Source organism: Amycolatopsis nivea (assembly GCF_004522235.1).
Taxonomy (GTDB): domain Bacteria; phylum Actinomycetota; class Actinomycetes; order Mycobacteriales; family Pseudonocardiaceae; genus Amycolatopsis; species Amycolatopsis nivea.
Map to the genome: position 1 here is coordinate 83,995 of NZ_SDLT01000026.1, position 20,647 is coordinate 104,641.

Here is a 20,647-nt window from a genome sequence, read left to right on the forward strand (position 1 = left end):
CGGCCGCGGGTGGTGCGCCGAGGCAAAGGGGATCCGGGGAATTCGCGCCGGTGCGGCTGTCTGCGCGCCGGGGATGACGCAGGCGACGCTAGAGGGGCCGGGCGGCGCGAGTCATGAGAAGAAACGATAAGTTTGACGGCGAAGCCTCGGAAAAACTGCGAACGGCGGTGCGGAATGGCGACGGACGCTTCGCGGCGGCAGGCAGTGCTGGACAAGGTTTTCGCGCGCCGCCACGAGCTGGCCGAGCAGCTGGTGGCCGAGTACCGCCGCGAGATCCCCGAGTACGGCGAGCTGCCCGAACCGGTGCTCGTGCGCGACGTCACCGAGGCGGCCGTCCTCAACATCGAATTCCTCGTGCGCAGCCTCGCCGACGACGATGCCGACCGGAGTCTCAGCGACTCGCACGAATGGCTCCGGCGCAGTGCCGCGCGCCGGGTGCACCAGCGGGTCAGCCTGCCGTCCCTGCTGCGCAGCTTCCGGCTGTGGGGCATCCGGCTGTGGCAGGCCATGGACGAGCTGGCCGGGGCGGGCAAGGCGGGCAGGCTGCTGTCGATCGAGCTGGCCGAGGCGACGATGGTGCACGTCGACCGGGTCTCGACCGCGGTCACCTCGGCGTACGTGCGGGAATCCGCCACGATCTCCGCCGACCGCACCGCGCTGCGCACCGACGTCCTGGAAACCCTCCTGACTGGCGAAGCGGTGAGCGAGCAGGCCCGCAGGCAGAGCGCGGTGCTGCGGATGACGCTGCGCGGGCCGGTGCTGGTCGCGGTCGTGCAGCTGCCCGCCGGGGTCGACTCGACGATCGGCGTGCAGTCGGCGATCCGCGCGGTGCGCAACCAGCTCGCTCCGCTGGCGAAGGAATTCCTGGTGGGCGCGCGGGAGTCCGAGGTCGTCGGCATCTGCTGCCTGGACGCGGCCGAGGACGCCCGCGAGATCGAGCCCGCGTGCGACCGGCTCGCCGACCCGGAACGCGGCTGGGCTGTTGGCGTCGGCCGCGTCGCCGAGGGCCTGCCGGGCGTGCGCCGGTCCTACGGCGAGGCGCGCGAAGCGGCCGACCTCGGCGGTCCGGCCGGCGGGCGGACCCGGGCCGTCCGGTTCGGCGACGTGCTGCTCGACCGGCTCCTGCGCGCGCCGGGGCACACCGACGCCCTGCTGGAGGAGACCGTGCAGCCGCTGCTGGACTACGACGCCCGCAAGGGCGCGCCGCTCCTGCCGACGCTGCGCGCGTACGTGGGCGCGAACTTCAGCCTGACCAAGGCCGCGGCGGAACTGTCGGTCAACCCGAACACCGTGGTCTACCGGCTGCGGCGCATCCACACGCTCACCCGGCGCGACCCGCTGCAGGTGGACGACCTGCTGCTGTTGTCGCTGGGGCTGCGGCTGTACGACTCGGGTGCCGCCGGGCTGCCGGACCTCTCGTAAAAACCGAGACGAATACCCGCGGAACTTCTCTGTTCCTCTCATGACGTGGGTTACTCGCGCCGCTTAGCGTCTGTCCCCGACGGCACCGGTCAGGTCCCCACCCCAGCTGCGCGCCGTCAGCCCACCCGCCTCGGCTCAAAGGAGAGTCCAAGATGGGCGATACCGTCGCGCCGTCCTCACGGCGTCCGCTGCGCGTTGTCCTCTCCGCCTTCCTGATCCTCGCCCCGGTCACCGCGGGCCTCGCCGTGCCGCTCTACCAGCGGACCGGCCCCGCACTGGGCGGGATCCCGTTCTTCTACTGGTTCCAGATGGCCGCGGCCGTGCTCACCGCCTTGTGCACGAGCGCCGTCTACCGGCTGCTGTTCGCCGGCGAGAAAGACGCGGAGGGCGAGGAATGACCTTCAACCCCGTCACCTTCACCGTTTTCCTCGTCCTGATCGGCGTCGTCACCGTCATGGGCTTCGCCGCCAGCCGCTGGCGGCGCGCCAAACAGGCCGAGCAGCTCGACGAATGGGCGCTCGGCGGCCGCACGTTCGGGCCGTTCGTCACGTGGTTCCTGCTCGGCGGCGACCTGTACAGCGCCTACACCCTGATCGCCGTCCCGGCCGCGATCTTCAGCATGGGCGCCTTCGGCTTCTACGCCGTGCCGAACGCGATCGTGTTGTACGCGCTGGGTTTCCTGTTCCTGCCCAAGCTCGTTTCGCTGGCGCACAAGAAGGGCTACGTCACCCTCACCGACTTCGTCAACGACCGGTTCGGGTCGAAGGCGCTGGGGCTCGCCGTCACGATCACCGGGCTGCTCGCGACCCTGCCGTACCTGGCGTTGCAGCTGGTCGGGCTCGAGGTCGTGTTCGGCGCGCTCGGGCTCGGCGGCTCGGGCTCGTGGTTCGTTCGCGACCTGCCGCTGCTGATCGCCTTCGGCGTGCTCGCCACCTACACCTACTCCGCCGGGCTGCGCGCGCCCGCACTGATCGCCTTCGTCAAGGACGGCCTCACCTACCTCGTGGTCATCGCGGCGGTGATCTGGGCCCCGATCAAGCTCGGCGGATTCGGCGAGATCTTCCGCAAGGGCGGGGAGGCGCTCGCGGGCAAGGCCCCGGCCGGCCCCGATCCCACGATCGCGGTGAACCCGAGCGTCTACCTGACTCTCGCGCTCGGGTCCGGGATGGCCTTCTTCCTGTACCCGCACGCGATCACCGGCGTGTTCGCGTCGCGAGGCGCGAAGACCGTGCGGCGCAACATGTCCGTGCTGCCGGTCTACACCGTGCTGCTCGGGTTCGTCGCGCTGCTGGGCATGATGGCGCTCGCGATGGGCGTCAAGCCGCACGACGGCAACCCGCAGTACGCGGTCCCGCAGCTGCTGTCGGCGCTCTTCCCGCCGTGGTTCACCGGGATCGCCTACGCCGCGATCGCGATGAGCGCGCTGGTCCCGGCGGCGATCATGGCGATCGCCGCGGGCAACCTGGTGAGCCGCAACCTTTACCGCCAGTTCCGCACGCGGCCGGTCAGCGCGAAATCGGAGACGCTGGTGTCGAAGGTCGTGTCGGTGCTGGTGAAGGTCGGCGCGCTGGTGTTCGTGCTGACTCTCGACGCGAAGTTCGCGCTGAACTTCCAGCTGCTGGGCGGGATCTGGATCCTGCAGACCCTTCCCACCGTCCTTTTCGGACTGTTCACGAAGCGGTTCGCCGACCGGCGGGCGCTGCTCGCCGGACTGCTGGTGTCGGTCGCCTACGGCACCTGGGCCGCTTACGAGGTCAAATCCGCGACCGGCGGCCCGTTCGGCGGGTCGACCGCGAAGCCGTTCTTCTTCGACAGCCCGATCTACATCGCGATCTCCGCGCTGGCGCTGAACTTCGCGGTGGTCGTGCTGGGCAGCGTCCTCGTCCGTGCGCTCGGCGCGAGCCCGCGCGGCGCGGTCGCGGCCGAAGAGCCGGTCCCGGCCCCGAACTGATCCCGTTCCCGTTCTCCCGGAGGAGGAGTTTTCCCGATGACACCCGGCATTCGCGTGTCCGACCGGGGCGCCGTGCGCGTCCTGACCATTCACAACCCCGCCAAGCGCGGAGCGTTCTCCGGCGACATGGCGCCGGCCCTGCTGAGCGAACTGGACCGGGCGGACGCCGACCCGGCGGTGCGAGCCGTCGTCGTCACCGGCGCGGGCGGATGCTTCTCCTCCGGGCACGACCTGCAGGAGGTGCTGGAGAAGCCGGAAACCGCGGGCGATCCGGCGGCGAACGCTGCTTTCGGCAGGCCCGCCGAAATCCTTACGCCGGTCATCGCCGCGGTCGACGGCCCGGCGTACGCGGCCGGGTTCATCCTGGCGCTCAACTGCGACCTGCGGGTCGCGAGCCGGGACGCCCGGTTCTGCGCGGTGGGCGCGGCGATCGGCCTGGTGCCGGTCGGCGGTCAGCTGAGCAGGCTGCTCGACCTGGTCGGTTACCCGGTCGCCTACCGCTGGCTCGCCACCGCCGCGCCGTTCGGCGCCGACGAAGCGCTTCGGCACGGCTTCGTCACCCACGTTCACGACGGCCCGGAAGCCCTCGAAGGAGCACTGGAACTGGCCGACACCATCGCCGCCGTCTCGCCCGCCGTGGTCGCCGCGGTGAAGGCCGGGCTCCGGCACAGCCTGCGTCACGGCACGGACGCCGGGCTGGCGGCGGAACCCGCTCTCGCGGCGCTGGTCCGGGAGTTGCCCGACGGCGGCGAGGGCGTCTCCGCGTTCCTGGAACGCCGTCCGCCCGCTTACCCGGACCACCCCGGCGACCACCACGACCGCATTGCCGAGGTGCTGTCGTGACGACGGTTTCGCTGTCCGGCGAGCGGCTGCGCGAGGACGAGATCCGCGACCTGGCGATCCGGTACGGCGTGCCGGCCAACCCGGTGACGTTCGCCGCGACAGCCATGGAAGCCGGAGCCGCCGCCGCGCGGATCGCTCGCTCGGTCGCGGTCAAACTCGTCGCCGACGGCGTGGTGCACAAGAGCAAGGCGGGCGGCGTGCTGCTCGGTGTCGACCCGCTCGACGTCGTCGACGCGGTCGAGAAATTGTTCGCCGCTCAGACGGGACAGGGCGTCGCGGTGCGCGGCGTGACGGTCGAGCCGATGGTCGAACCCGGCCTGGAGGCGGTGGTCGGCGCGTTGCACGACCCGGGGTTCGGCCCGGTGGTGATGGTCGGGTCCGGGGGAGTGGACGTCGAGACGCTCGGGGACGTCGCGTTCGCGCTCGCTCCGCTCGATCTCACCGGAGCGGTCGCGCTGATCGACCGGACCCGTCTCGGCGCGGTGCTGCGCCGCCGGTTCCCGGACGCGCACGCGGCGCTGGCGGACCTGCTCGTGCGGGTCGGCGGCGCGGACGGGCTGCTGCTGTCCGAGCCGGTAGACCAGGTCGATTTCAACCCGGTCGTCGTCGGGCCGGACGGGATCGTCGCCGTCGACGCCCGCGCGGTGACCAGGTCCCCGGCACCTCCCTCGGCACCGCCGGTCCCTGCAGAGGCTTACGCGCAACTCCGGCCCGCCATCTATCCGGACAGCATCGCAGTGCTGGGAGCCTCGGCCGACCCGGCGAAGATGGGGCACCGAGCTGTGCGCACCCTCGTCGACCAGGGCTTCGCCGGAGCGGTGCACCCGGTGAGCCGGTCGGCGACCGAGATCCTCGGCCACCCTGCTGTGCGGGAAGTCGGTCAGTTGCCCGACGGCCTGGACCGGGCCGTGGTCGCGCTACCCGCCGCCGCGGTGCCGGACGCGTTGCGCGCACTCGCCGCGAAGGGCACGAAAACCGCGCACGTCTACACCGCCGACACCGCCGATCTCGCCGCGGCAGTCGCCGGAACCCAGCTCCGCGTGCTGGGACCCAACTGCATCGGCCACTACACGCCCTACTCGCGGATCACGATGATCGACCGGTCGGCTTCCTCGGACGAAACGGGCGGCATCGCGTTCGTGTCGCAGTCGGGCACCTACGCCGGCGATGTCGTGCGCCGCGGCAAGGAATTGGGGCTGCGGTTCAGTTTCGTCAGCTCGGTCGGCAACTGCGACGACGTTTCCCCGTCGGAGTTCCTGGCGTTCTGCGAGGCGGATCCGCGTACGTCGCTGGCCGCGTTCTATCTGGAAGACGACAGCGACGCGGAGCGGTTCTTCACGCTCGCCGCGCAGGTGTCGATCCCGGTGGTGCTGTTCAAGGGCGGCCGGAGCGCGGCGGGCGGCGCGGCGGCCGCTTCGCACACCGGCGCGCTGGCTAGCGATCCCCGGCTGTTGCGCGACGCGGCGTCGGCCGCCGGGGTCGTCCTCGCCGGGAATCTGGACGAACTCCTCGACACCCTGCTGGTCGCGCAGTACGCGCCCGGCCTGACCGGCATCGGCCTCGGCCTGGTCGGCAGCGGCGGCGGGGTCGCGGTCGTCGGTTCGGACATCGCCCACGACCACGGCCTCGTCCTGCCCTCGGTTTCGGCCGAGACAGCGGAATCCCTCGCCCCGTACGACGCTCCCGGCAGCAGTCTGCACAACCCGGTCGACATCCCGATCTGGTCGCTGTTCGACGGTGACCGCTGCTTCACCGGCGCGCTGGCCGCCGCGCTCGCGCGAGATCCGGGCGTTGACAGCCTGTGCGCGTACCTCGATCTCGGGACCGTCTACGACCTGAAGGAGAGCGCGGAAGCCGCCGACCTCGTCACCGCGCTCACCCGCGATCTGCTGACCGCCGATCGCGGCGACGTCCCGCTCGTTTTGGTGCTGCGGAACAGTTTCAGCGCGGAGCAGGACGCGCTGGCCCGCCGCTTGCGCACGATGGCGAGCGAGCACGGCGTAGCCATGCTGGACTCGGTCGAACGCGCGGTGGCCGCGCTGGGGCGGGTCCGCGCGGCCACCGCGTTCCGGAGGAGGTGACCGCATGGCAAGGTTGACCGCGGACCGGCGGGCGCTGGCGTTGATCGCCGTCGCGACGTTCGCTTCGATGAGCGTCTGGTTCTCGGCGTCGTTCGTGGTGCCGCAGCTGCAGCAGCTGTGGCACCTGACGAGCGGAGAATCCTCGCTGCTGACCATCGCGGTGCAGCTCGGGTTCGTGGCGGGAGCGCTCGCGTCCGCCGCGAGCGGCCTCGCCGACGCGGTCGCGCCCCGGAAGCTGATGTGCGCCGGGGCGCTCTGCGCGGCGGTGACGAACCTGCTTCTGTTGTGGGCCCCCGGTTTCGGCACCGCCTTGGTGCTGCGGGCGCTCACCGGAGCGTGCCTCGCCGCGGTCTATCCGCCCGCGCTGAAAGAAGTTTCGTCCTGGTTCCGCAAGGGCCGCGGCACCGCGCTCGGCGTCATCATCGGCGCGCTGACGCTCGGTTCGGCCGCGCCGCAGCTGGTGAAGGCGTCGGGCGGGCTCGGCTGGCAGTCGGTGATCGCGGCGACGTCGGCGCTCACCGCGTGCGGCGGGCTGCTGGTGCTGACCGTGCGCGGCACCGGGCCGTACCCGTTCCCGCGCTCGACGTTCCGGCTCCGGTCCGCGCTCCGGGCAGTCCGCAGCCGCCCGGTGATGCTGGCCAACCTCGGCTACGCCGGGCACATGTGGGAGCTGTACGCGATGTGGGCCTGGATCGGCACATTTCTGGCCGGGCTGCAGGGCTTCTCCGGCGGACCGGACGGCGCCCGGCACGCCGCGCTCGCGGCCTTCGTCTGCATCGGAGCCGGCGCGATCGGATGCCTCGTCGGCGGCTGGATCGGCGACCGGGCGGGGCGCGCGCCGTCGGCGTTGATCAGCCTCGTGCTGTCCGGATCCACCGCGGTGGCGCTCGCCCTGCTGCGTGACATGCCGACGCCGGTCGTGGTGGTGCTGAGCGCGTTCTGGGGATTCTGGGTGATCGCCGACTCCGCCCAGTTTTCCGCGCTGGTCACCGAAACCGCCGACCCGCGTTACGTCGGCAGCGCGGTGTCGCTGCAACTGGCGCTGGGCTACGTCACCACCGCGGTGACGATCTACCTGGTGCCGGTGCTGGCCGAATCCGCGTCCTGGAGCGTTGCGCTGCTGGTGCTCGCGGCCGGACCACTGGTGGGTGTGGTGGCGTTGCTGGCCTTCCGGCGCACCGCTGTTTCGTGAGGACTTGGCGGGAGAGACCACGCGGCAGACAGCAGTGCGGGATCCGCGCTGCGGGCGCGAGCCGCACGGAGCCGAGCTCACCGGCCCCAGCCGTTCCGGAGCACCTGCGCGAGTGCGTCCGGTGCTTCCAGCGGCAGCAGGTGGCCGCTGCGGGGAAGGACAGTCATGCTCGCGCGTGCCAGGTAGGGCAGCAGGTTGTCGCGCAGCACCCCGGCCGGTTCCACCCGATCGTGCTCGCCCGCGACGATCAGTACGGGAACGTCGATGGCGCGGGCCGCGCTCGTGATGTCCTCGGCGATCCCGTGCAGGGGCCATTCGAGGCGCGCTTCCTCGGCGCAGGCACGGGAATCCGCCACGATCCGGGCTTTGGTCTCGTCGTCCAGCGCCGTCGCGGTGAGAACGGTGTCGCGTGCGGCCGCTGTCGACTCGTCGGAGGCGTAGGCGTGCGACAGTCCTTTCTGGTACTCGGGCGTGACCGTCGCGGCGGGCTTGGCCGGTCCGGGCGCGACGAGGACGAGCCCGGCGAGCCCGGCCGGACGCGCGGAAGCCGCCAGCTGCGCGACTTTGCCGCCCATCGAATGCCCGACCAGGACGTAGTCGGTCACCCCCGCGTCGGCGATCACGGCCTCGGTGTCGTGCGCGAACTGCTCCAGCGTGTACGGGCCGGGCAGTTCGCGCGAGCGTCCCCAGCCGCGGAAATCGAGGTTTAGTGCGGCGCGGTCCGGCAACCGGTCGAGCACTGGCTGCCAGGTGCGTGCCGAGCCGCCCCAGTAGTGCAGAAATACCAGCACAGGTCCGTCGCCCGGCCGGTAGTCGTAGACCGGAAGCTGGGTCGATGCGGTCGTCACCATGAGAGTTTGTCCTTTGTTGCCAGTCGAGTTGCTTGCCCTTGAGTCAACCGCCCGGTCCGCCTGGGCGCATCGTCGACGCCGGACCTGGCATGGTGAAAAATGGACTGCATGACCGGGATTCGTCAGCTCTCCTACCAGCCGCCGCAGGAGTCCGGCGCGCCGGTGGAGACGATGTCGTTCGCGCAGCTGCGGCGGCTGGACCGCAGCATGACCGAACGCGGCGACTTTCATGTGCTCGCGGTGGTGAGGCGCGGCCACGGCCGGGTTTCGGTCGACTTCGTGAGCTGCCCGCTCGCGGCCCGGAGCGTGGTGTGGATCCGGCCGGGCGTCGTGCACCGCTGGGACGACCTCGGCGACCTGGCCGGAGACCTGGTGCTGTTCGTGCCCACCGCACCGGCCACTCCCGGCAGCCGTGAACTGGCTGCGGACCCGTGGGCGGCGGCGTGCTGGACTGCCTCCGCCGCGCAGTGGCCGCTGATCAACGCCGCGCTCGCGCATCTGCGCAGCGAGGCCGGCGCTGCCCCGCAGGAACGGACCGGCGAACTGCTCGTCGTGGTGTTGTCCGCGCTGCTGCTGCGACTCGCGCCGCCCGCAGCGGACGGCGACTCCGGAGCCGGCCTCTTCCAGCAATTCCGCGTTGCGGTGGAAGAGGATTTCCGGGTCTGCCACGACGTCGCCAGCTATGCCCGCAAGCTCGGGTACGCCCCGAGAACGCTCACGCGCGCCGTCCGAGCGGCGACCGGCCGCAGTGCCAAGGACTACCTGTGCGCACGCTTGGTCCTGGAGGCCAAGCGGCTGCTCGCGCACGACCGGCTCAGCGCGGCGCGGTGCGGGCAACGCCTGGGATTCCCTGACGCCGCGAACTTCTCGGCGTTCTTCCTGCGCCAGACCGGCGTCCGCCCCGGGCAATGGCAGGCAGCGAACCTGGCCCGACGCGAATAGCGTCGCGACGGGTGAGCAAGCGGGCGCTCCGCTGGCCAGAACCCGGCGAAAAGTGTCGTCGTAGCCAGTTATGCGCAGGCGCCCGCGACCTTAGCGTGAAAAGGTGATCATCGTTTCCGCCGTGCTCATCGGCATTGCTTACACTCTGCTCAATTCCTTTCTCGCCGAGCCGTACCGCCGCCGTTTCAACGCGATCATGGTCGCTGGCGCGGGTGCCGCCTACCTGAGCAGCGGCGCGTTCGGCCCGTGGGAGCTGGCGTTCGCCGCCGCGGTGACCTACTGCGCCTATCGCGGTCTGGAATCCTGGGCTTTCATCGGGGTCGCCTGGCTGCTGCACACGACGCTGGACGTGCTGCACCACCTCAAAGGCGCGCCGATCCTGCCGTTCGCGCACACGTCGTCGCTGGGCTGCGCCATCTGCGACCCGGTGATCGCGATCTGGTGCTTCACCGGCGGCCCGTCCGTGAAGGAAGCTCGCGCGAAACTCGTGTCCGTGCGGGCCTGATCCCGCGGCACTCCCCAGACCGGCCCGGTTTGCTCCGGGCCGGTCTTTGCGGCATCTTTACGCGTGGTGTGCCGGGAAGTCTGGTCGGCCTGCCCGTGCCCAGCCGGGCGACGGGCGGTCCGGTCGACCCCGAGGAGCCCCATGGCGTCAGGCGTGCGGAAAGAAATCGCGAGTTCCGGCGGAGCGGCCCGGTCCGCCGTAGCCTGGGGGCATGCGCGCAGCGGAGCTGGCCGAGGAGTTCCCGGTCGTCGATCTCGATGCGGACGCGCTGGCGGCCGCGCGGCTGCTGGCGGAGCACCGGTTGCCGGGGCTGGTGGTGACGGAAGCTTCCGGCTGCCCGCACACGGTGCTGCCCGCGTCCGACGTCGTGCAGTTCCTCGTGCCGCCTTACGTGCGCGACGATCCGTCGCTGGCGGGGGTGCTCAGCGAGTCGATGGCGGACCGCGTCGCGGACAAGCTGGGCGGGCGGACGGTGCGCGAGTTGCTGCCGGACGAACCGCGCGAGCTGCCGAGGGTGGACGCCGACGACACGATCGTGGAGGTCGCCGCGACGATGGCCCGGCTGCGCTGCCCGCTCGTGGCGGTGATGCAGGACCGGACGCTGCTCGGCGTGGTGTCCGCGTCGCGGCTTCTGGAGCACGCGCTGACGCCTCGCTGACCCTGGCGCGGCTGAGCCGGGCGGTCCGCCGGTGAGCACGGTCATCGCGGTTGTCGTGTTCGTGGTGGCCTATGTGTTCATCGCGACCGAGAAGATCCCGAAGATGACCGCCGCGCTGGCCGGGGCGGGGGTGGTGCTCGCGACCGGGGTTTCCGGGTCGGCCGACGCGTTCTTCTCCGAGGACACCGGCGTCGACTGGAACGTGCTGTTCCTGCTGCTCGGCATGATGATCATCGTCGGGATCCTGCGCCGGACCGGGGTGTTCGAGTTCGTCGCGATCTGGGCGGCCAAGCGCGCCAAGGGTTCGCCGCTGCGGATCATGCTGCTTTTGGTGCTGATCACCGCGGTCGCCTCTGCGTTCCTGGACAACGTGACGACGGTGCTGCTGATCGCTCCGGTGACGCTGCTGGTGTGCGACCGGCTCGACATCAGTCCCGTCCCGTTCCTGATCGCCGAGGTGCTGGCGTCCAACATCGGCGGCACCGCGACCCTGATCGGCGACCCGCCGAACATCATCATCGGCAGCCGCGCGGGCTTGGCGTTCAACGACTTCCTGCTCAACCTCACGCCGATCGTCGCGATCGAACTCGTCGTGCTGGGACTGGTGCTGCCGTGGCTGTTCCGCGGTTCGTTCTCGGTGGACCCGCAACGGGTCGCCGACGTCATGGCGCTCAAGGAACGCGAGGCCATCCGGGACCCGAAGCTGCTGCTCAAGTCCGGTGTCGTGCTGCTGCTGGTGTTCGCGGGGTTCGTGCTGCATTCGGTGGTGCACCTGGACCCGTCGGTGGTCGCGCTGCTCGGTGCGGGCCTGCTCGTGCTGGTGTCCGGGACGGCGCCCAAGCAGTATCTGGCCGGGGTGGAGTGGGAGACCCTGCTGTTCTTCGCGGGGCTGTTCATCATGATCGGAGCGCTGGTCAAGACCGGGGTGATCGACTGGCTGGCCAAGCTCGCCGCCGGAGCCACCGGCGGGAACGCGCTGCTGGCGGTCTTCCTGATCCTCGGCGTGTCCGCGCTGCTGTCCGGCGTGATCGACAACATTCCTTACGTGGCAACGATGTCGCCGCTCGTGCTGGCGCTGACCCACGACATCCCGGATCCGGCGCACTCCGAAGCGCTGTGGTGGTCGCTGGCCCTCGGCGCGGACTTCGGCGGCAACATGACGGCGGTCGGCGCGAGCGCGAACGTCGTGGTGCTGGGCCTCGCCGCCCGGGCGGGGGCACCGATTTCGTTCTGGGAATTCACGAAGAAAGGCGCGATCGTCACGGTGCTCACCGTGCTCGTCGCCGCGCCCTATCTGTGGTTGCGCTACTTCGTGTTCTGACCTGCTCGTCGGAGAAACCTCCGACGGCGGGCAAAGCGGACGAAAACCCTTAGCGCGCTTGGTGTGAGCGATCCCGCAACCATGTCCGTGCGCAATTGTTGCATACTGCATCAATGTCGTCGGGTGAGAGTGCGGGGAAACGCGGGCTGGTCGTGCCGGTGCGCCAGCCGGTAGGCCGGTGGGTGCGGGAGAGCCGGGCGGGTCTGGTCGGGCTGGCGGTGCTGATCGGTGCGGGCGCGGGTTTGGGTGCGGTCGTGTTCCGGTGGTTGATCACCACGTTCACGCACGTGTTTTCCGGGCACGCGGATTACTCGGCGGCCGGGCGTGAAGCGCATTCGTGGTTCCCCGCGCTGGGACCGTGGTTCTTGTTGCTGGCCCCGGTGTTGGCGGGGTTGGTGTACGGGCCGTTGGTGTACCGGTTCGCCCCGGAGGCGCGGGGGCACGGGGTGCCGGAGGTGATGTACGCGGTCGCGGAGCGGGGCGGGCGGATTCCGGTGCAGGTGAGCGTGGTGAAGGCGCTGGCCTCGGCGTTGACGATCGGCTCCGGTGGTTCGGTGGGCCGGGAAGGCCCGATCGTGCAGATCGGATCCGCGCTGGGTTCGGCGCTGGGGCGGGCGGCGCGGCTGCCGGAGTCGCGGCTGCGGGTGCTGGTGGCGTGCGGCGCGGCGGGCGGGATCGCGGCAACCTTCAACGCGCCGCTGGCCGGTCCGTTTTTCGCGATGGAACTGATCCTGCGGGATTTCGCGGCGGAGTCGTTCGGGGCGGTGGTGCTGGCGAGCGTGACGGCGAGCGTGGTGGGGCGGGCGGTGCTGGGGAACGCGCCGTTCCTGGACCTGCCGCCGTTCACGCTGCGGAGTCCGGTGGAGTATCTGCTGTTCGTGGTGCTGGGTTTGGTGGTCGGCGCGTGCGGGGTGCTGTTCACGCGGGTGCTGTACTGGATCGAGGATGTGTGCGACCGGTTGTGGCGGGGTCCGGAGTGGCTGCGCCCGGCGGTCGGCGGGGTGTTCCTGGGCGGGCTGCTGCTGGCGTTGCCGCAGATGTACGGGGTGGGTTATCCCGTGCTGCAGAATGCGGTGGAGGGCAAGTACCTGTTCGGTTTCCTGCTGGTGCTGATGCTGGGGAAGATCGTGGCGACCAGTCTGACGATCGGGATCGGCGGGTCGGGCGGGGTGTTCGCGCCGTCGCTGTTCATCGGGGCGATGGCGGGCACGGCGTTCGGGATCGCGGTGCACGCGTTGTTCCCGTCGGTGACCGCGTCGCCGGGGGTGTACGGGCTGATCGGCATGGGGGCGGCGTTCGCCGGTTCGGCGCGCGCCCCGATCACGGCGGTGATCGTGCTGTTCGAGCTGACCGGGCAGTACACGGTGATTCTGCCGATGCTGACCGCGATCGTGATCGCGACCGCCGTGAGCAAGACTTTGAGCCGGGACACGATCTATACGCTCAAACTGCGCCGTCGCGGCATCGACCTGGACAAACACCCCTCCGCGCAACGACTGGCGGGCACCAAGGTCTCCGCGGTCACCGAGCCGCTTCCCGAGCCGCTGCGGGAGAACCTGCCGCTGGAACTGGCCGCGCACGCGCTCGCCTTGTCCGGCCACGGAATCCTGCCGGTGATCGACGAAGACGGCCGCTACCAGGGCTGCGCCACCGCCCGTGCGGTCGCCGAAGCGGTGGCCGAGGACCAGGAGGGCCAGGTGGGCGACCTCGCCGAGCTGCCGCCGCTGGTGACGAGCGATTCGACGCTTGCCGATGCGCTCGACGCGCTCGCCCAGGCGCCGGGGACCGGGCTTCCGGTGCTGACCGGGGCTGATGAGCTGACCGGCTGGATCACGCACCAGTCGGTGTTGAGTGCGCTGGAGCCCGCGACGGCTAGGAAGTAGCCCGGAGCCCGTCCAGCAGCCGATCTGCCATCGCCTTGTGCTCGGCGGAACCGGTCACGGTGAAGATGCCGGTGATCGACGAGGACGGCCGCTACCCGAAGCGGTGGCCGAGGACCAGGCCGGTCAAGTGGGCGACCTCGCCGAGTTGCCGCCGCTGACCGGGTGGATCACGCACCAGTCGGTGTTGAGCGCACTGGAGCCCCCGACGGCTAGGCGGTAGCCCGGAGCCCGTCCAGCAACAGGTCCAGCAGCCGACCCGCCATCGCCTTGTGCTCGGCGGAACCGGCCACGGTGAAGATGCCGATGAGCGCGGCAGCGATGTCTTCGGCGGGGACGTCGGCGCGGAGTTCGCCGCTGGCCCGCCCGGCTTCGAGGAGGCCGTCGATGGCCGCGAGAAGTTCGGTTCTCGTGTGGGCGTGGGCGATCTCGCCGGATTCGACCATCGCGAGGAGCGTGTCCAGCATGCCGTTCTTGGTGGCGATCCAGTCCCCGAACAGGTCCATCCAGCGGCGCAGCGCGGCTGCCGGGCCGAGGCGGGCGAGCAGGTCCTCGGCGCCGGCGGTGAGCCGCGAGACCTGGTCCTGGTAGACCGCGTCGACCAGCGACTCGCGGGTGGGGAAGTGCCGGTAGAGGGTGGCGATGCCGACTCCGGCCTCGGCGGCGATCGCGCGCATCGACGGCTCGGTCCCGGCCGCGGCGAACAGCCGGGTCGCGACGTCCAGCAGTTGCCGGCGGTTGCGGGTCGCGTCTGCCCGGGGGGACTTCGCGGCAGCCAAAACGGATCACGCTCCACTTGTGCTAGATTCGAGGACGTAAACGGAGCATAGTCCGTTTCCTGGAATCGGAGGAGCCACGTGAGCGGGAAAGAAGCGAGCCGGGCGGTGCAGTTCGAGGCGTTCGGCGGGCCGGAGGCCCTGAGGGTGCGCGAAGCGCCGGTGCCGCAAGCCGGTCCGGGGCAGCTTCGCGTGCGCGTCGCCGCGGCGGGGCTGAACCCGATGGACTGGTTCATGACCTCGGACGCCGAGACCGCCGCGCGGTTCGGGCTGAGCCTGCCGTGCGGGTTCGGCACCGATTACGCCGGGACCGTGGACCAGATCGGCGACGGCGTGACCGAGTTCGCGGTCGGCGACCGGGTGTTCGGCGGCGCGCTGTCCCGCGCGGTCGCCGACTACGTCGTCGTGGACGTCGCGGGAACCATCGCGGTGGGCGGCGATGCGCACCGCACCCCGGACGGCGTCGACGACCGCACCGCGGGCGCGCTTGCGATCGCGGGCTGCACGGCGGCCGCGGCGCTGGCGGTGGTCAACGCAGGCCCGGGCGACACGGTGCTGGTCGGCGGCGCGGGAGGCGGGGTCGGCGTGTTCGCTGTCCAGCTCGCCCGCCTTGCCGGTGCGCGAGTGATCGGGACGGGGTCGGCGTCCTCTGCCGACGCCCTGCGCGCGCTGGGGGCCGAGCCGGTCGCTTATGGCGACGGCTTGGTCGACCGGGTCCGCGCGCTGGCGCCCGCCGGCGTCACCGCGACCATGGATCTGCATGGGGCGGAAACGGCGCGGGCGGCCCGCGAACTCGGTGTGCCGGACGAACGCATCACCACCATCGCCGGTCAGATCGACGGGATCACACCGGCGAACGGGGCCAATGCCGCGCCCGGTGCCATCGAGGAGATCGCCGAGCTGGTGGCGGCGGGACGGCTCCGGGTGCCGATCGCGGCGAGCTTCCCGGTCGAGGAGATCCGGGCCGCGGTCGAGCTTCAGTCGGGGCGGCACGTGCACGGGAAGGTCGTCATCGACCTCTGAACGGGGAACAGCTCACGCGCCGGCGTCCCGCAGCCAGGGGTAACGACCCGAATCCGCGTCGCCGTAGTCCGGGTCGAGATAAATGTGCAGGCGCTGGATGCGGCCGTCGCGGATTTCGAACACATTGCAGAAGCGGCCGCCCAGTCCCTCGGTCGCCCGCCACGAGGTGCCGTCGGCGAGCACGCCGTGGGTGATGCCTTCGACGACCACGTAATCGCCCTGCTGAATGTAGTTGAAGTAGGGGACCTCGTGGACGATCGAGGAGAACAGCACGAACACATCCGCGAACAGCTGCTTGATCTCGGCGATGCCGCGCGCGGGCGCGTGCTTCGGGAAGTAGACGTAGGCGTTGTCGGCGAAAAGGCCGAGGAAGTCCTCGCCGGCGTCCATCTGCTTGAAATACGTTTCGGCGATCGCCTTGCGGTCGACGGTGACTTCGTTGTGCACCATGGCATTTCCTTTCGCGGTTATCGAGCCAGTACCTGGCGGAGCACGCCGCGCAGCGTCCCGACGGGATCGTCGGCGAGGTCGGCGCCGCGCCAAGCGACGTGGTGGTCCGGGCGGACGAGGAGACAGCCGCGTTCGCTGATCTCGCGCACGCGCTCCCAGTCGCCGAGCGGATCGGCGTACTCGCAGCCGAGGCCGATCTGCCGGACGGCCAGTTCGATCCCGAACTCGGTGGCGAGCTTGTCCGCCGCGTCCAGCCAGTCCTGTCCGCCGATGCCGGTCAGCACGGTGAACCGGCCGTGGCCGGAGATGTCCACAGTGGACACGGGAGTTCCGGCGTGTTCGAGCCACGCGTGCGGCAAGCGGGCACCGGGATGGGTGGTGGCCTGGTAGTACAGCTCCGGGTCGCGGGCGGGGGACGGCCAGGGCGTGCCATCGGAGGCGACCGCGGCCGAGGCGTAGCGCTGGCCGAGTTCGACCCCGTGTGCGTTGAACTGGTAGTTCTGCAGTTCGACCGCCTCGCGCAGTTCGGCGCGGCGGGCCCGGCCTTCCGGGGTGTCGGCGGCGAGGCCGTCGAGACTGCGCCAGCCCTCCTCGGCGCTCTGGCCGGGACGGAAGCCGAACGCCTGCGAAATCGGCCGCATGTCCTCGACGCTGCGCATCGCGCGGTCGACCACCTGCTTGCCGACCGGCTGCCGTTCCGCGTCATAGGTGTCCAGCAGCGCTTCCCCGGCCTCGCCACGAACTACCGAACCGAGTTTCCACGCCAGGTTGAACGCGTCCTGCACCGAGGTGTTGGTGCCGAGCCCGTTCGCGGGCGGATGCCGGTGCGCGGCGTCCCCGGCGAGGAACACCCGGCCGCTCCGGTACGAACGCGCGACCAGGTGGTTGATCTGCCATTCGCTGACGGCCTTGATCCGGATCTCGACGTCCGGGTCGCCGATGATGGCCGACGCTCGCGCGCGGACGCCGTCGGGGGACAGGTCGGGCTCGCCTTCGGCCGGGTCGTACATGAAGAGCATGACCCATTCGGTCCACGGTTTCACGCAGATGAACGTGCCCGAGCCGACCCAATAGTCGTTGCCCGGCTGGCACATCCAGTACAGCGTCCCGGGCCGGTGCGCGGTGTAGCGGGTGAGATCGGCTTCCAGCCACACATTCGCGGCGCGGCCGAGGCCGGATTCGCCGTCGAACTCGAAGCCGAGTTGTTCGGCCACGGTGCTGCGGCCGCCGTCCGCGCCGATCACGTAGCGCGCGACGATTTCTTGCTCGGCACCCGTTTCCCGGTCGGCGACCACCGCGTGGACGGCGTCCGGCGTCTGCGAAATCCGCACCAGTTCGGTCGAGAACCGAAGGTCGGCGCCGTGCCGCTCGGCTCCGGCGCGGAGCACGGGCTCGAGAACGTGCTGCGGGATGTTGCACATCGCGCTGGGACTGGCGGCGGCGTAGTCGGCGTGCCGCGCGGTGCCGCTGCCCCAGGTTTTGAGCCGGGCCAGTTCCTGTCCGGCGAAACTGGTCGCCCAGACGTTGTCGCCCATCAATTCGTTGGGCACCGCGACTTCCCGCACGGCGTCTTCGATGCCGAGGTCACGGAAGACTTCCATGGTGCGCTGGTTGGTGATGTGGGCCCGCGGCGAATGCGCGGTGCCCGGGTATTTGGTGATCGTGACGGCACGCACGCCCTGTGCGGCGAGCAGGGCGGACGCGGTCAGGCCGGCGGGGCCGGCGCCGACCACCAGGACATCGGTTTCGAAAGAAGGCATGACGGATCGACCTCCTGGGCGGTGCCCAGTCAGCGGGAATTAACGGGAGACGGCCGGGTCAGCCGGCCTGGTGCGCGCCGGTCATGAGCGCGGCGAGATCGTCGGGGCGCAGGAACGACGGCGGGGGCGGCGGGCCCCAGTTGAACAGGCCCTTGGCGCCTTCCAGCGTCTCCGGCGTCCAGAGCTGGTCGTCGAGGATGCTGTCCATGTCGGAGTAGTACTCGGAGAAGTTGCCCGCGGGATCCTTGAGGTACCAGAAGAAATTCGACCCGGCGTGGTGCCGGCCGAGGCCCCACACGTGCCGTTCCGGATGGTCCTCCAGCATCGCGGTCGCGCCGCGGCCGACCTCGTCGACGTCCTCGACCTGCCACGACGTGTGGTGCAGGAAGGCGACCGGCGCGGCGAGCGCGAGCACGTTGTGGTGGTCGGTGGAGCAGCGCATGAACGCGCCGTGCCCCTTGATCGCGTCGCTGGTCTTGAACCCGAGCCCGGCGGTGAAGAACTGGATTGTGCGCTCGTGGTCGGGGGAGCCGACGACGACGTGGCCGAGCTTGCGCGGACGCACCGGTCCGGTGCGCAGCACGCCGGGCGCGCGCGTGCTCGAGCGCTCCGTCCGTCCGGGCCCGTTGTACGGCGTGGGCGGTTCGGGATCCTGGTGCAGTCGTTCGGCGACCCGCACGACCACCTGGAAGCCGGTGACCGGCTCACGGGTCAGCAGGGCGTCGCCGGCGATGTCCGCCGGAATGTCCAAAGAGGACAGCTGGCGGCGGATGCGGGCGAGGTCGTCCGGGTCGTCCGCGCCGATGCTCAGCTCCATCAGCTGCCGCCTCGGCGAGTGGACGATCTTCAGCTGGCGGCCGCCGTCGCGGGTGCTGAACCAGCCGTCGGCGTCCTCGGCGAGCCCGAAGTCCCGGTAGTAGCGGGCGGTCGCCGCGACGTCGGGCACGCCGACGACGAGCGAGTTCAACCGGTGCAATCCCATTGTCCAGCCCTTTCGCTAAGCGGCGACCATCCGCTGCCGCAGTTCGCCGATGCCGTGGACGTAGCTGACGAGCCGGTCGCCCGCCTGGAGGTAGCGCTGCGGCGTGCGGCCCATGCCGACGCCGGAGGGGGTGCCGGTGAAGATGACGTCGCCGGGCAGCAGCGGGGTCACCGCGGACAGCCGGGCGATCAGTGCCGGCACCGAGAAGACCATCTGCGAGGTGCGGCCCTTCTGCACCTGCTCGCCGTTGACGAGCGCGCCGAGTTCGAGGTCGTCGCGATCCGGCAGTTCGTCCGGCGACACGACCACCGGGCCGAGCGGCCCGAAACCGGGATGGGACTTGGCGAGGCTGAACTGCGGGGCCGGACCGGCCAGCTGCAGCAGCCGTTCGGAGATGTCCTGCCCGACGGTCAGCCCGGCGACATAGTCCCAAGCCCGCTCTTCGGCGACCCGTTCCGCGCGCTTGCCGACGACGGCGACGAGTTCGACTTCCCAGTCGACGTGCCCGCCGTCCGGGATGACGACGTCGCCGAACGGGCCGGTGAGGCAGGTCGGGAACTTGGTGAACACCGGCGGCGTCTCGGGCACCGCGAAGGAGGATTCGGCCGCGTGGTCGGCGTAGTTGAGGCCGATCGCGAACACCTGGCGCGGTGCCGGGACCGGATTGCCCAGCTGCTCGTCGCTGACCGGCCGTTCGAGCGCGTGGCCCTCTCCGATCGTCGCGGCGAATTCGGTCAGTTCCGCCCAGCGCTCGTAGGCCTGCTGAATGTCCGGGCCGAACCGCCCGCCGCTGGCCTCGGCCGCGTCCACCGCCTTTCCCGGTGCGGTGACCAGTGCCAGTCGTCCGTCCACAGTGGCGACTTTCATGCGGGGCTCCTTCGCGTCCGGCTTCGGTGTCCTCCAGTTGTACTCGCCGAGATTCGATGAGGCAACAAACTTTCGAAAGTTGCTGTGAGATTCGTATCCGCTACAGTGGACGGCATGGCAGCGGACACGACGCGCGCCGAGGGCGTCTACCAGCAGCTTCGGGCGGACATCCTGGGCGGCCGGATGGTTCCCGGGCAGCGGCTGAAGTTCCCCGAACTCTGCGAGCGGTACGCGACGAGCGTCGGCGCGGCCCGCGAGGCGCTCACCCGATTGACCGCCGAGGGGCTGGTGAAGACCCGGCCGCACCTCGGCTACACCGTCACGCCGTTGTCGCACGAGGATCTCGCGGACCTGACGAAGGCGCGCCTGGAGATCGAATCACTGGTGCTGCGGCTGTCGATCCTCGAAGGCGACGTGCAGTGGGAAGCCCGCGCGGTTGCCGCGCACCACCTGCTGGAGCGGACCCCGTTCACCGACCCCGCCGACCCGGCCCGCCCGGCCGACGCCTGGGTCGCGGCGCACTCCGGCTTCCACCTGTCCCTGTTCGAGGGCTGCCGCAACCGCAGGCTGGTCGCCACGGCGCGCGGCCTGCGCGAGGAGGCCGAGCTGTACCGGCACTGGTCGGTCTCCTTGGGACAGGAACCCGACCGGGACCTGGCGGGCGAGCACAAGGCGATCCTCGAGGCTGCTCTGGCGCGGGACGCGGATCTGGCCGCTGAACGGCTCCGGGACCACATCGCGCACACGGCGCAGCTGCTGATCAGCTGCGCCGAGGACGAGCCGAACCGGCCTTGACCCGGGCTCAACGCGGTCCGCCCACGCCGACATCGCGCCGATCGAGATCGCCGAAGGCAAAACCCGCAACGAAGCCAACGCCGCTTCGCTGACCACGTCTGGCGAGTCATGACCGCCGACGGAAGACGCCAGACCCCCGCGGCGAGCCCGGGAGGACACGCGGGGGCGACTCTGACATCCAGCGCGACCAGCCCTGCCCCGACGGCTGGTTCTTCGGACAAGTCACTTCCCGGACCCGCCAACCACGACCCTACCCCGCCACTTGACGAGCACCGAGGAACCCAAGGAGCCCTTCGCGGACCTGAGGAAGCGGCAGCGGCCGAGGCGGCCCAGGCCAAGTTCCCCGGC

General features: G+C 70.7%; 19 protein-coding genes. 13 read left to right on the forward strand and 6 right to left on the reverse strand.

Annotated elements, in window-relative coordinates; translation table 11 throughout:
* Nucleotides 1–174: 174 nt before the first annotated feature.
* The 6 genes from EIZ44_RS27500 to EIZ44_RS27525 all read left to right on the forward strand — a co-directional run bounded on the left by EIZ44_RS27500 (nt 175) and on the right by EIZ44_RS27525 (nt 7,489).
* The gene (locus EIZ44_RS27500) at nt 175–1,422 is read left to right on the forward strand and encodes a PucR family transcriptional regulator (RefSeq protein WP_037806378.1); all 1,248 of its coding nucleotides are present in this window, start codon (nt 175–177) and stop codon (nt 1,420–1,422) included.
* Nucleotides 1,423–1,574: 152 nt separating this feature from the next.
* A complete protein-coding gene (locus EIZ44_RS27505; RefSeq protein ID WP_037806376.1) occupies nt 1,575–1,820 on the forward strand; it encodes a DUF3311 domain-containing protein in 246 nt (81 codons plus the stop codon).
* Complete coding sequence (gene mctP, locus EIZ44_RS27510; protein ID WP_037806375.1) at nt 1,817–3,373, forward strand: monocarboxylate uptake permease MctP; 1,557 nt, start codon at nt 1,817–1,819, stop codon at nt 3,371–3,373. The genes EIZ44_RS27505 and mctP overlap by 4 nt, the downstream gene beginning before the upstream one ends.
* Before the next feature lie 36 nt (nt 3,374–3,409).
* Nucleotides 3,410–4,216 (forward strand): enoyl-CoA hydratase/isomerase family protein, encoded by an 807-nt coding sequence (locus EIZ44_RS27515; RefSeq protein WP_037806373.1) that lies wholly within the window; start codon nt 3,410–3,412, stop codon nt 4,214–4,216.
* Complete coding sequence (locus EIZ44_RS27520; RefSeq protein ID WP_037806372.1) at nt 4,213–6,297, forward strand: acetate--CoA ligase family protein; 2,085 nt, start codon at nt 4,213–4,215, stop codon at nt 6,295–6,297. Before EIZ44_RS27515 ends, EIZ44_RS27520 begins: the two co-directional genes overlap by 4 nt.
* Before the next feature lie 4 nt (nt 6,298–6,301).
* Nucleotides 6,302–7,489 carry an MFS transporter gene (locus EIZ44_RS27525; RefSeq protein ID WP_037806370.1) on the forward strand — a complete coding sequence of 396 codons (1,188 nt, stop codon included), beginning with the start codon at nt 6,302–6,304 and terminating at the stop codon, nt 7,487–7,489.
* A 77-nt stretch (nt 7,490–7,566) separates the two neighbouring features.
* Here the strand turns inward: EIZ44_RS27525 and EIZ44_RS27530 are convergent, their stop codons facing one another.
* Nucleotides 7,567–8,340, reverse strand: a complete 774-nt coding sequence (locus EIZ44_RS27530; protein ID WP_134732086.1) for an alpha/beta fold hydrolase — start codon at nt 8,338–8,340, stop codon at nt 7,567–7,569.
* Nucleotides 8,341–8,448: 108 nt separating this feature from the next.
* On the opposite strand from EIZ44_RS27530, the gene EIZ44_RS27535 reads away from it, so the two are divergent.
* From EIZ44_RS27535 to EIZ44_RS27555, 5 genes are all read left to right on the forward strand, one after another.
* Nucleotides 8,449–9,282 (forward strand): helix-turn-helix domain-containing protein, encoded by an 834-nt coding sequence (locus tag EIZ44_RS27535; RefSeq protein ID WP_037806770.1) that lies wholly within the window; start codon nt 8,449–8,451, stop codon nt 9,280–9,282.
* Nucleotides 9,283–9,388: 106 nt separating this feature from the next.
* On the forward strand, nt 9,389–9,787 hold the full coding sequence (locus EIZ44_RS27540; protein WP_370318142.1) for a DUF6010 family protein: 399 nt from the start codon (nt 9,389–9,391) through the stop codon (nt 9,785–9,787).
* Nucleotides 9,788–9,998: 211 nt separating this feature from the next.
* Entirely contained in the window at nt 9,999–10,445 is a 447-nt protein-coding gene (locus EIZ44_RS27545; protein ID WP_037806367.1) for a CBS domain-containing protein, read from the forward strand.
* 31 nt (nt 10,446–10,476) lie between these two features.
* A complete protein-coding gene (locus EIZ44_RS27550; protein WP_134662860.1) occupies nt 10,477–11,766 on the forward strand; it encodes an ArsB/NhaD family transporter in 1,290 nt (429 codons plus the stop codon).
* Between the two features lie 113 nt (nt 11,767–11,879).
* Entirely contained in the window at nt 11,880–13,649 is a 1,770-nt protein-coding gene (locus EIZ44_RS27555) for a chloride channel protein (protein ID WP_134732088.1), read from the forward strand.
* A gap of 209 nt (nt 13,650–13,858) precedes the next feature.
* On the opposite strand, the gene EIZ44_RS27565 is transcribed toward EIZ44_RS27555, so the two are convergent.
* Complete coding sequence (locus EIZ44_RS27565) at nt 13,859–14,425, reverse strand: TetR/AcrR family transcriptional regulator (protein WP_134662858.1); 567 nt, start codon at nt 14,423–14,425, stop codon at nt 13,859–13,861.
* A 78-nt stretch (nt 14,426–14,503) separates the two neighbouring features.
* Between EIZ44_RS27565 and EIZ44_RS27570 the strand changes: the two genes are divergently transcribed.
* The gene (locus EIZ44_RS27570) at nt 14,504–15,445 is read left to right on the forward strand and encodes an NADP-dependent oxidoreductase (protein WP_134732092.1); all 942 of its coding nucleotides are present in this window, start codon (nt 14,504–14,506) and stop codon (nt 15,443–15,445) included.
* A 12-nt stretch (nt 15,446–15,457) separates the two neighbouring features.
* Here EIZ44_RS27570 and EIZ44_RS27575 read toward each other — a convergent pair whose 3' ends face one another.
* From EIZ44_RS27575 to EIZ44_RS27590, 4 genes are read right to left on the reverse strand one after another with little or no spacing between them, the layout of a single operon-like run.
* Nucleotides 15,458–15,895: a nuclear transport factor 2 family protein gene (locus EIZ44_RS27575; protein WP_134732094.1), complete on the reverse strand. Its 438-nt coding sequence runs from the start codon at nt 15,893–15,895 to the stop codon at nt 15,458–15,460.
* A gap of 17 nt (nt 15,896–15,912) precedes the next feature.
* Complete coding sequence (locus EIZ44_RS27580; protein ID WP_167754295.1) at nt 15,913–17,655, reverse strand: FAD-dependent monooxygenase; 1,743 nt, start codon at nt 17,653–17,655, stop codon at nt 15,913–15,915.
* Nucleotides 17,656–17,713: 58 nt separating this feature from the next.
* Complete coding sequence (locus tag EIZ44_RS27585) at nt 17,714–18,637, reverse strand: VOC family protein (protein ID WP_134732098.1); 924 nt, start codon at nt 18,635–18,637, stop codon at nt 17,714–17,716.
* A 15-nt stretch (nt 18,638–18,652) separates the two neighbouring features.
* A complete protein-coding gene (locus EIZ44_RS27590; protein WP_134732100.1) occupies nt 18,653–19,504 on the reverse strand; it encodes a fumarylacetoacetate hydrolase family protein in 852 nt (283 codons plus the stop codon).
* Nucleotides 19,505–19,618: 114 nt separating this feature from the next.
* On the opposite strand from EIZ44_RS27590, the gene EIZ44_RS27595 reads away from it, so the two are divergent.
* Nucleotides 19,619–20,299 (forward strand): GntR family transcriptional regulator, encoded by a 681-nt coding sequence (locus EIZ44_RS27595; RefSeq protein WP_134732102.1) that lies wholly within the window; start codon nt 19,619–19,621, stop codon nt 20,297–20,299.
* Nucleotides 20,300–20,647: the final 348 nt, after the last annotated feature.

Coding starts and splice junctions, on each gene's coding strand:
- EIZ44_RS27500 (WP_037806378.1), top strand. CDS start 175: ATGGCGACGGACGCTTCGCGGCGGCAGGCAGTGCTGGACAAGGTTTTC.
- EIZ44_RS27505 (WP_037806376.1), top strand. CDS start 1,575: ATGGGCGATACCGTCGCGCCGTCCTCACGGCGTCCGCTGCGCGTTGTC.
- mctP (WP_037806375.1), top strand. CDS start 1,817: ATGACCTTCAACCCCGTCACCTTCACCGTTTTCCTCGTCCTGATCGGC.
- EIZ44_RS27515 (WP_037806373.1), top strand. CDS start 3,410: ATGACACCCGGCATTCGCGTGTCCGACCGGGGCGCCGTGCGCGTCCTG.
- EIZ44_RS27525 (WP_037806370.1), top strand. CDS start 6,302: ATGGCAAGGTTGACCGCGGACCGGCGGGCGCTGGCGTTGATCGCCGTC.
- EIZ44_RS27530 (WP_134732086.1), bottom strand. CDS start 8,340: ATGGTGACGACCGCATCGACCCAGCTTCCGGTCTACGACTACCGGCCG.
- EIZ44_RS27535 (WP_037806770.1), top strand. CDS start 8,449: ATGACCGGGATTCGTCAGCTCTCCTACCAGCCGCCGCAGGAGTCCGGC.
- EIZ44_RS27545 (WP_037806367.1), top strand. CDS start 9,999: ATGCGCGCAGCGGAGCTGGCCGAGGAGTTCCCGGTCGTCGATCTCGAT.
- EIZ44_RS27555 (WP_134732088.1), top strand. CDS start 11,880: ATGTCGTCGGGTGAGAGTGCGGGGAAACGCGGGCTGGTCGTGCCGGTG.
- EIZ44_RS27575 (WP_134732094.1), bottom strand. CDS start 15,895: ATGGTGCACAACGAAGTCACCGTCGACCGCAAGGCGATCGCCGAAACG.
- EIZ44_RS27580 (WP_167754295.1), bottom strand. CDS start 17,655: ATGCCTTCTTTCGAAACCGATGTCCTGGTGGTCGGCGCCGGCCCCGCC.
- EIZ44_RS27585 (WP_134732098.1), bottom strand. CDS start 18,637: ATGGGATTGCACCGGTTGAACTCGCTCGTCGTCGGCGTGCCCGACGTC.
- EIZ44_RS27590 (WP_134732100.1), bottom strand. CDS start 19,504: ATGAAAGTCGCCACTGTGGACGGACGACTGGCACTGGTCACCGCACCG.
- EIZ44_RS27595 (WP_134732102.1), top strand. CDS start 19,619: ATGGCAGCGGACACGACGCGCGCCGAGGGCGTCTACCAGCAGCTTCGG.